The organism is Empedobacter sp. UBA7611, from assembly GCF_002484365.1.
Taxonomy (GTDB): domain Bacteria; phylum Bacteroidota; class Bacteroidia; order Flavobacteriales; family Weeksellaceae; genus Empedobacter; species Empedobacter falsenii_B.
This window is the reverse complement of sequence record NZ_DLJR01000041.1, coordinates 53,948-59,969: the sequence shown is the minus strand read 5'-3', so window position 1 is coordinate 59,969 and position 6,022 is coordinate 53,948. Positions and strand designations below refer to the sequence as shown.

Below are 6,022 nucleotides of genomic sequence, written 5' to 3'. Positions count from 1 at the left end.
CCTATATTTGCAATCCGAAATCGATACAGATTTTGATCCGGTAGTTCAGTTGGTTAGAATACTTGCCTGTCACGCAAGTGGTCGCGGGTTCGAGTCCCGTCCGGATCGCAAAAAGTTAGTTCTTTTACACAATATATTTTTTATAATTTCTGATCCGGTAGTTCAGTTGGTTAGAATACTTGCCTGTCACGCAAGTGGTCGCGGGTTCGAGTCCCGTCCGGATCGCAATTTTTTTATAAAAATTCATAAAAAATATATCAATTTATAATTTTCTGATCCGGTAGTTCAGTTGGTTAGAATACTTGCCTGTCACGCAAGTGGTCGCGGGTTCGAGTCCCGTCCGGATCGCATCTATTTCTTTTTCTATTTTAGTGCGATCGAAAATTATAAATAAAAAAACAGACTGATCCGGTAGTTCAGTTGGTTAGAATACTTGCCTGTCACGCAAGTGGTCGCGGGTTCGAGTCCCGTCCGGATCGCCAACTTTTATAAGCTTCACTTATTGTGAGGCTTTTTTTTGCTCCAAACTTTTTATTTTTGCATAACGCATAACGCATAACGCATAACGCATAACGCATAACGCATAACGCATAACGCATAACGCATAACGCATAACGCATAACGTATAACGCATAACGCATAACGTATAACAATGAATCATATTTATTTGGTGAACGCCTTGGTTACAGATGAAACGGGTAGAATGTTAGCTGTCCGAAAAAAGAAATCGAAATTTTTTCAGATGGTTGGTGGAAAACGAGAACAAGATGAAGAATTATTAACCACACTTCGACGCGAATTTTTAGAAGAGATTAATGTTGATATTCTACAGCACGATGTTTCATTTTTAGGGCAACACACTTCTATTGCCGTTAATGAAGTTAATACCGAAGTTTATGCAAATGTATTTCATGTTAAATTAAAATCATTAGAAACGCTTAAAATCGCTTCTGAGATAGAAGAAATGGCGTGGATAACGAAAGAAAACTACAAAGAATTTCAATTGGCTCATTTATTAGAAGAATTCAGTTTACCGATTTGGTTAGAAATGGTTTTTTAAATTTTTTTTCAAAATTTTTGTAACGTTTTTACTTTATGTTTACTTACTAATAAACACTAAATAATTAAGCGATGAAATCTATTTTGGAAATAACAGTTGAAAATAATGTTATCATAATAGACGATGAACAAGTTGCGTTGAAAAAAATAAAGTAACGATTTTGGAAGCTAAACAAACCCTTTTTTTAGAATTAATCGATCAACACAAAGAGATTTTACACAAAATCGCTAAGATGTATATGGATAATTCTGAAGATCAAAATGATTTGATACAAGAGATTGTTTTGCAACTATGGAAATCTTTTGATCGTTTCGAAGGTAAATCTCAATTTTCAACTTGGATGTATCGCGTTTCGTTGAACACGGCGTTAACTTATTTTAGAAAAGAAAAGAAAAAAGCAGATCGTCATACTTTTTTAGAAAATATTGATCAAGTAGATGAGATGGATTTTGGTGAAAAAGAAACACAACTCGAATTGTTTTATAAAGCAGTTCATGAATTGAATAAAGTAGAAAAAGCATTGATTTTTCTGTTTTTGGAAGGACAAAATCACAAGGAAATTTGTATGAACTTGGGAATTTCGGAAGTAAATGCACGTGTGAAATTGAACAGAACGAAAGAAAAAATACAAATCATCATAAAAAAATACGGTTATGAATTTTGATGAATTACAAAAACAATGGGACAATCAATCTTCAGATGAAGTTAAAATTGATCCAAATCTTGAGTTTAATCAAGAAGCAAATACCATTATTGATAAAGTACGAAAAACCTTGAAGAAAGAGTTTTATGTTCAATTATTAGGATTATTGTTTTTATATACTTTTCCTTTCTTATTTGATGCAAATACGCCAACAATTTGGTGGACATTGTTGTGTATTTCGTTGACTTTTTTGGTGCCGTTTATTTATGTTTTCAAGTTTTATAAACGATCATATCATCTGGAATATAATTCGCTAAAGAACATCAATTGGTTTTATTATAATTACAAATCTGCGATTGATATTTACAGTATTTACTCGTACTTGATTTCTATTTTAGTGTTGATGATTATTGGGATTTCGTATATCCAGCATCCTAACTCGTTGCAATTTGAATACAAATTTCAGTTTTATCTTTATATTTTTCTTACACTATTTTTTTATGTATTAATTTGCGTTTTATTATTAAAATGGTGGATTTCTACTTATTATAAAAAGAATCTGGTAGAATTAGAAAATATATTGCATCAATTAGAAGAGTAACCAAAAGTTACTCTTCTTTTGTTAATGTAATGCGTTAAACTTTAACATGTCATTGTGTAACCTTTGTGAATTTTGAACATCTATATTTTATAAAATTGATAAATGATTTAAAAACCAAATAGATGACAAAAATTTACTTTCTTTTTTTATGTTTTATAACGTTTGCAAATGCACAAGATTATAAAAAAGATACGATAGAATGACATGAAACGATTTTGTATGATAAAAGCAAATTTCGATTGAAACGTGTTGGTTCGGATACCAAGACGAAATCAATTTTAATCGGATTAACGGCTGATATTAATTTTAGTAAAGATTCACTTCCTAAGTTTACCAAAGAATTTGCAATTCCAATAAATGCGCCTAAAAAAGAATTCACTTTTCAACGTATTAATTTCAATTTTAGTAATAGTTTGAAATTAGATTCTATTCTTTTGAAAGTTGATTTAACGGCAATGAATAATGGGAAACCAGCTCAATCAATTTTAGAAAAACCTTTTGAAGTTGTTGTAAAAAAAGAATATCAACAGAATGATGTCTTTTCGATGGATTTACGTGATTTGAATATTAAATATCAAGATGATTTTTTCATCAAAGTAGAATTATTAACAGAAGTTGAAAAGCCAATTTATTTTAGTGGAGCTTTGCTGGCTAAATGTTTATATAAAACGACTGATTCTGATGTGTGGATGAAAACACCATTAGGAATTACGCCTGCAATCAATGCTGATATTTTGATAAAAAATAAAAAAGAAGCGACATTTAATTTAAGAAAAATATTCCTAAAAAATATACAACAAAGGAAGAGCTAAATAAATTGAATAATGAACTTGAATCAATTTCTGGCGTAGAAAATGACTAACAAAAAAGCCCTCGCTTGTTCAGGGCGAGGGCATATAGTTAAGTGCTTTTTTCTTTTTTCAAATAAAAATTTTGAATTAAAATTAATTAATATCTATAATATTCTGGTTTAAATGGTCCTTCAACCGTTACACCAATGTATTCTGCTTGTTCTTGAGATAAAACTTCTAATTCTACTCCTAATTTAGCTAAATGCAATTCTGCAACTTTTTCATCTAAATGCTTAGGTAAAGTATATACTTCATTTTTGTAAGCTGATGAATTTGTCCACAATTCGATTTGAGCTAAAGTTTGGTTAGAGAAAGAGTTTGACATCACAAAAGAAGGGTGTCCTGTTGCACAACCTAAGTTAACTAAACGTCCTTCAGCCAAAATGATGATGTCATTTCCGTTGATGTTGTATTTGTCAACTTGTGGTTTAATTTCTTCTTTCGTGTTTCCGTAGTTTCCGTTTAACCAAGCCATATCGATTTCGTTATCGAAGTGACCAATGTTACACACAACTACTTTGTCTTTCATTTTCTCGAAATGCTCTGCACGTACAATTCCAAAGTTACCAGTAGTCGTAATTACGATATCAGCGTTTGCAACCACTGTATCTAATTTTTTTACTTCGTAACCTTCCATAGATGCTTGTAAAGCACAAATAGGGTCGATTTCTGTTACTGTAACAATTGCTCCAGCACCGCGGAAAGAAGCCGCTGTACCTTTCCCAACATCACCAAATCCACAAACTACAACACGTTTACCAGCGATCATCAAGTCAGTAGCACGTTTGATAGCATCTACTGCAGATTCACGACATCCGTATTTGTTGTCGAATTTAGATTTTGTTACAGAGTCATTTACGTTAATTGCAGGCATAGGCAATGTACCTTTCTCCATTCTTTCGTAAAGACGGTGTACACCCGTAGTTGTTTCTTCTGATAATCCTTTGATCTCAGCAACCAATTCTGGGTAACGATCAATCACCATATTCGTTAAGTCTCCACCATCATCCAAAATCATGTTTAATGGTTTACGATCTTCTCCGAAGAATAATGTTTGCTCGATACACCAATCGAATTCCTCTTCGTTCATCCCTTTCCAAGCATACACAGGAATCCCAGCAGCAGCTATTGCAGCAGCAGCGTGATCTTGTGTAGAGAAAATATTACATGACGACCATGTAACATCAGCTCCTAAAGCAACCAACGTTTCGATTAATACTGCAGTTTGGATTGTCATGTGTAGACAACCTGCAATGCGAGCACCTTTCAAAGGTTGAGCAGCTTTGTACTCTTCACGGATAGCCATCAACCCAGGCATTTCTGCCTCAGCCAACGTAATTTCCTTTCTTCCCCACTCAGCTAAAGAAATATCTTTAACTTTGTATGGAATGTATTGCGTTTTTGTATCCATCAATTGATATATTTAACTAACTTTTTTTTTAAGTTTATAAGGAACAAATTTACAAACAAATTTCGATTAATAAAATGCCCGTTATCGATTATATTAACGATTTTAAACATACCCGCATTATTACGTGGAATGTAACAGAATCGAATGAAGAATTATTAGAATATCTTCATTTAGAGGACTATAGAATAGAAAAATATAATAATCTTCGACCTAAACAGGCCAGAGAATATCTTGGTTTGCGCGCTTGTCTAAAGAAATTGGACTTGGATTATGATGTAAATTATGACGAAAGAGGAAAACCTTTTTTACCTACAAATAAAGAAATTTCCATCACACATTCCTATGGATTGGTTTCTGTTGGCGTGAGCGAATATAATATTGGGATAGATATTGAATTGTCTCGACCAAGAAAAATTTTGAACATCAAACATAAATTTGCCCGTCCAGATGAAATAGCTTGGATACCTCAAGAACATGAAACTGAATATTTGCATGTAATTTGGGGAATGAAAGAAGGTTTGTACAAATTGAATGGTGGAAATCTTTGGAATTTTCTGAATCATTATCGTGCAGAAGAATTTGAATTAATAGAAAATAAACAATTTATTTGTTGGATTTCGGATGATGTAAAATCTCGAAAATATCATGCATTCTATAAAATGATTGGTGAATATTATTTGGTTTGGGTGTTGGATTATGAATAGATTGAAGTTAGAAATTATAATTACGAATTTAGATTTACGATTTAGAATGAATTATTTTAACTCACAACTTAAGAATGAACGATTTTATTGATTACATCTTTGCTCCTTATAAAACCTATTCTACACTGAATATTTTACTTGAAATAATTGCAACTTTATTTGGGATTATTTCCGTTTATTATACCTACAAACGTAATATTTTGGTTTATCCAACCACTATTATTTCGACGTTTATTTTCATCTATTTATTTTTTAATTGGGGATTATACGGCGAAACTATTATTAATATTTACTATACTTCAATGGCGATTTATGGTTGGATTTTGTGGCAAAAAAATCTCGAAGCAGATCATAAACATGTCGATGTTTCGTGGGCTTCGAAGAAAGAATATTTATATGCAACTTTACTTTTCGCGTTGAGTTTTATCTTTATTTTGACGATTTATTATTTCCGTCCAGTTATTCAAAATGGTTTTGATTTCAGTTTTATCAACCAATGTAAATTACATTATTCTAAAATTGATTTTGTAGACGCTTCGACGACCGCTATCTTTTTGATTGGAATGTGGATGATGGCGCGACGAAAAATTGATAATTGGTATTTCTGGATTATCGGCGATTTAATCATGATTCCATTAATGATTTATAAAGGAGCAGTTATTACATCTTTTCAATACCTTGTTTTGTTGGGTATTTCTATATTGGGTCTGATAGAATGGAAGAAAAAAATCCTCCAAAAATGATGGAGGATT

Annotated in this window: 8 protein-coding genes and 4 tRNA genes; 10 read left to right on the top strand and 2 right to left on the bottom strand. The window is 32.0% G+C overall.

Annotation, left to right across the window (positions count from 1 at the left end; translation table 11 throughout):
- Window positions 1-34: 34 nt before the first annotated feature.
- The 4 genes from B3R94_RS06785 to B3R94_RS06770 all read left to right on the top strand — a co-directional run bounded on the left by B3R94_RS06785 (window position 35) and on the right by B3R94_RS06770 (window position 482).
- Window positions 35-108, top strand: a tRNA-Asp gene (locus B3R94_RS06785).
- A gap of 43 nt (window positions 109-151) precedes the next feature.
- Window positions 152-225 (top strand) — tRNA-Asp (locus B3R94_RS06780).
- A gap of 49 nt (window positions 226-274) precedes the next feature.
- Window positions 275-348, top strand: a tRNA-Asp gene (locus B3R94_RS06775).
- Window positions 349-405: 57 nt separating this feature from the next.
- Window positions 406-482 (top strand) — tRNA-Asp (locus B3R94_RS06770).
- A gap of 17 nt (window positions 483-499) precedes the next feature.
- Here B3R94_RS06770 and B3R94_RS06765 read toward each other — a convergent pair.
- A complete protein-coding gene (locus B3R94_RS06765; protein WP_291099539.1) occupies window positions 500-661 on the bottom strand; it encodes a hypothetical protein in 162 nt (53 codons plus the stop codon).
- Here B3R94_RS06765 and B3R94_RS06760 point away from each other — a divergent pair.
- The 4 genes from B3R94_RS06760 to B3R94_RS06745 all read left to right on the top strand — a co-directional run bounded on the left by B3R94_RS06760 (window position 653) and on the right by B3R94_RS06745 (window position 3,116).
- The gene (locus B3R94_RS06760; protein ID WP_038331012.1) at window positions 653-1,060 is read left to right on the top strand and encodes an NUDIX hydrolase; all 408 of its coding nucleotides are present in this window, start codon (window positions 653-655) and stop codon (window positions 1,058-1,060) included. The genes B3R94_RS06765 and B3R94_RS06760 overlap by 9 nt on opposite strands.
- A gap of 160 nt (window positions 1,061-1,220) precedes the next feature.
- The gene (locus B3R94_RS06755) at window positions 1,221-1,724 is read left to right on the top strand and encodes an RNA polymerase sigma factor (protein ID WP_038331014.1); all 504 of its coding nucleotides are present in this window, start codon (window positions 1,221-1,223) and stop codon (window positions 1,722-1,724) included.
- Window positions 1,714-2,304: a hypothetical protein gene (locus tag B3R94_RS06750; protein WP_038331016.1), complete on the top strand. Its 591-nt coding sequence runs from the start codon at window positions 1,714-1,716 to the stop codon at window positions 2,302-2,304. Before B3R94_RS06755 ends, B3R94_RS06750 begins: the two co-directional genes overlap by 11 nt.
- A gap of 239 nt (window positions 2,305-2,543) precedes the next feature.
- Complete coding sequence (locus tag B3R94_RS06745) at window positions 2,544-3,116, top strand: hypothetical protein (protein WP_280049877.1); 573 nt, start codon at window positions 2,544-2,546, stop codon at window positions 3,114-3,116.
- Between the two features lie 136 nt (window positions 3,117-3,252).
- Here the strand turns inward: B3R94_RS06745 and ahcY are convergent, their stop codons facing one another.
- Complete coding sequence (gene ahcY, locus B3R94_RS06740) at window positions 3,253-4,566, bottom strand: adenosylhomocysteinase (protein WP_038331025.1); 1,314 nt, start codon at window positions 4,564-4,566, stop codon at window positions 3,253-3,255.
- A 74-nt stretch (window positions 4,567-4,640) separates the two neighbouring features.
- Here ahcY and B3R94_RS06735 point away from each other — a divergent pair, with 74 nt between their 5' ends.
- Complete coding sequence (locus B3R94_RS06735) at window positions 4,641-5,270, top strand: 4'-phosphopantetheinyl transferase family protein (protein ID WP_038331028.1); 630 nt, start codon at window positions 4,641-4,643, stop codon at window positions 5,268-5,270.
- A gap of 74 nt (window positions 5,271-5,344) precedes the next feature.
- Window positions 5,345-6,013, top strand: a complete 669-nt coding sequence (pnuC, locus tag B3R94_RS06730; RefSeq protein WP_280035357.1) for a nicotinamide riboside transporter PnuC — start codon at window positions 5,345-5,347, stop codon at window positions 6,011-6,013.
- Window positions 6,014-6,022 lie beyond the last annotated feature (9 nt).

Bases quoted from the DNA above. Each gene is read 5' to 3' on its own strand.
- B3R94_RS06760 (WP_038331012.1), top strand. From the start codon at position 653: ATGAATCATATTTATTTGGTGAACGCCTTGGTTACAGATGAAACGGGT.
- B3R94_RS06765 (WP_291099539.1), bottom strand. From the start codon at position 661: ATGATTCATTGTTATACGTTATGCGTTATGCGTTATACGTTATGCGTT.
- B3R94_RS06750 (WP_038331016.1), top strand. From the start codon at position 1,714: ATGAATTTTGATGAATTACAAAAACAATGGGACAATCAATCTTCAGAT.
- ahcY (WP_038331025.1), bottom strand. From the start codon at position 4,566: ATGGATACAAAAACGCAATACATTCCATACAAAGTTAAAGATATTTCT.
- B3R94_RS06735 (WP_038331028.1), top strand. From the start codon at position 4,641: ATGCCCGTTATCGATTATATTAACGATTTTAAACATACCCGCATTATT.
- pnuC (WP_280035357.1), top strand. From the start codon at position 5,345: ATGAACGATTTTATTGATTACATCTTTGCTCCTTATAAAACCTATTCT.